The organism is Kitasatospora sp. NPDC007106 (assembly GCF_040634455.1).
GTDB classification, from domain to species: Bacteria; Actinomycetota; Actinomycetes; order Streptomycetales; family Streptomycetaceae; genus Kitasatospora; species Kitasatospora arboriphila.
This window is the reverse complement of sequence record NZ_JBEYFP010001071.1, coordinates 1-1,807: the sequence shown is the minus strand read 5'-3', so window position 1 is coordinate 1,807 and position 1,807 is coordinate 1. Positions and strand designations below refer to the sequence as shown.

1 protein-coding gene and 2 pseudogenes are annotated in these 1,807 nt (G+C 76.1%); 1 reads left to right on the top strand and 2 read right to left on the bottom strand.

Features of this window, described 5'->3' with window-relative positions; genetic code table 11:
- Nucleotides 1-921, bottom strand: a 921-nt coding sequence (locus ABZ641_RS35835) for a helix-turn-helix domain-containing protein (protein WP_359988625.1), incomplete at its 3' end; no start/stop codon positions are given.
- Between the two features lie 66 nt (nucleotides 922-987).
- Nucleotides 988-1,725, bottom strand: a pseudogene (locus tag ABZ641_RS35830) (AAA family ATPase); the annotation flags it as partial.
- Here ABZ641_RS35830 and ABZ641_RS35825 point away from each other — a divergent pair.
- Nucleotides 1,675-1,807, top strand: a pseudogene (locus ABZ641_RS35825) (adenylosuccinate synthetase); the annotation flags it as partial. The pseudogenes ABZ641_RS35830 and ABZ641_RS35825 sit on opposite strands and share 51 nt — an antisense overlap.

Here is a 1,807-nt window from a genome sequence, read left to right as displayed (position 1 = left end):
CCGCGGGTCGATGGACTCGGCGCCCGGGCCGTGGTGCTTTCCTCCGCCCGTGCCCGCACGGAACTCCCCGGGCGTCAGCCCGACCTCGCGGCGGAAGAAGCGGCAGAAGTACGCCGGGTCGGCGAAGCCCGCGGCCGCCGCGACCTGGCTGACGGTCAGGTCCGTGGCGCTCAGCAGCCGCTTCGCCTCCAGGGTCTGCTGCTGCCGGATCAGCCGCGCGGGGGTGCGGCCGGTCGCCTCCCGGACGAGCTCGTGCAGCCGCCCGGTGGAGACGCCCAGCTCCCGGGCGTAGGAGCCGACGGTCCGGTCCACCCGGCCGGGCTCGGCGACCAGCCGGCCGAACCGGTCGACCAGCGGGTGCGGTCGCGCCGCCGCCGACTCCGCGGCCGGCGGTGCCTGCCGCGGCCGGTCGGGCAGCGCCCGCACGGCGCGCACCAGCAGGACGTGCAGCAGCGCCTGCAGCACACCCGGGTGGCCCGCCCCGGCCGTGCGGTACTCGCCGTCCAGGTCGGCGAGCAGCCCGGCCAGCCGGCGCGCCTCCGCGCGGTCGGGCCGCAGCGGCGGGGCGCCTGCCAGCTCCCGGGCCAGGGCCGCGTCCTCGGGGTGGCGCAGCAGGAAGTCCTCCTCGAACAGCAGCACCCGGCCGTCCAGCCCCGCGGCCCGCGCCCAGTGGTGGACCTGGCCCGGCACGATGGCGCAGAGCTGCGGCGGCCGCAGCGGCTGGTCCGCGAGGTCGAGGACGTGGCTGCCGCGGCCGCCGGTGACGTAGGCCAGCTCGTAGAAGGAGTGCCGGTGCGGGAAACCGGCCCGGGACAGCGGGCCGATGGTGTCGAAGGTGCCGACGGCGAACGGCAGCCGACCCCGGTCCGGCACCGCCAGCCGGTGCAACTCGATGTCGGGCGTGCCTCGTTGACGACTCATCGGGCAAGTCTCCCGACCCGGCCCGGACCCGTCCAGTGGTCCAGACCATGGCCGCACTCCGGTGCGTCAGGGGCCGGTCAGCACGGCCAGCTGCCGGGTCGCCCGGGTCATCGCGACGTAGCGGTCGACCGCACCTTCGACACCCCCGCCGAACCCCTCCGGGTCGACCAGCACCACCAGGTCGAACTCCAGCCCCTTGGACAGCTCCGGGGTCAGCGAACGGACCCGGCCCGTCCCCCGGAACGAGGGAGCGCCGATCACGCACGCCGTCCCGTCGGGCGAGGAGGCGAGCCAGCCGTCGAGCACCGAGTCCAGGTCCGCCACGGACCCGTGGAGGACCGGGATCCCGCTGCTGCGCACCGAGACCGGCACGTTGGCGTCCGGCAGCACGGCCCGGACGACGGGTTCGGCCTCCGCCATGACCTCCTGCGGCGTGCGGTAGTTGATGCCCAGCGAGGCCAGCTCGATCCGGTCCAGCCCCACCCGCTCCAGACGCTCCCGCCAGGACTCCGGGAAGCCGTGCCGCGCCTGCGCGCGGTCCCCGACGATCGTGAAGCTCCGGGACGGGCAGCGCTGCAGCAGCATCTGCCACTCCGCGTCGGTGAGCTCCTGCGCCTCGTCCACGACGATGTGCGCGAACGGCCCGGCCAGCCGGTCCGGGCCGGTGCCGGGCAGTGCGCTCCCGTCGACCAGGCTGTCCTGGAGGTCCCGGCCGCGCAGCATGGTCACCGCGCCCTCGCCGTCGTCGTCGGCCCGGAGCAGGTCGTCGATGACCCCGGCCATCCGCTCGCGCTCGGCGGCGACCGCGGTGTCACCACCGGCCGCGACCGCCGCTGCGGCTGGTTCGACGCGGTGATCGCCCGCTACGCCACCCGCGTCAACGGCC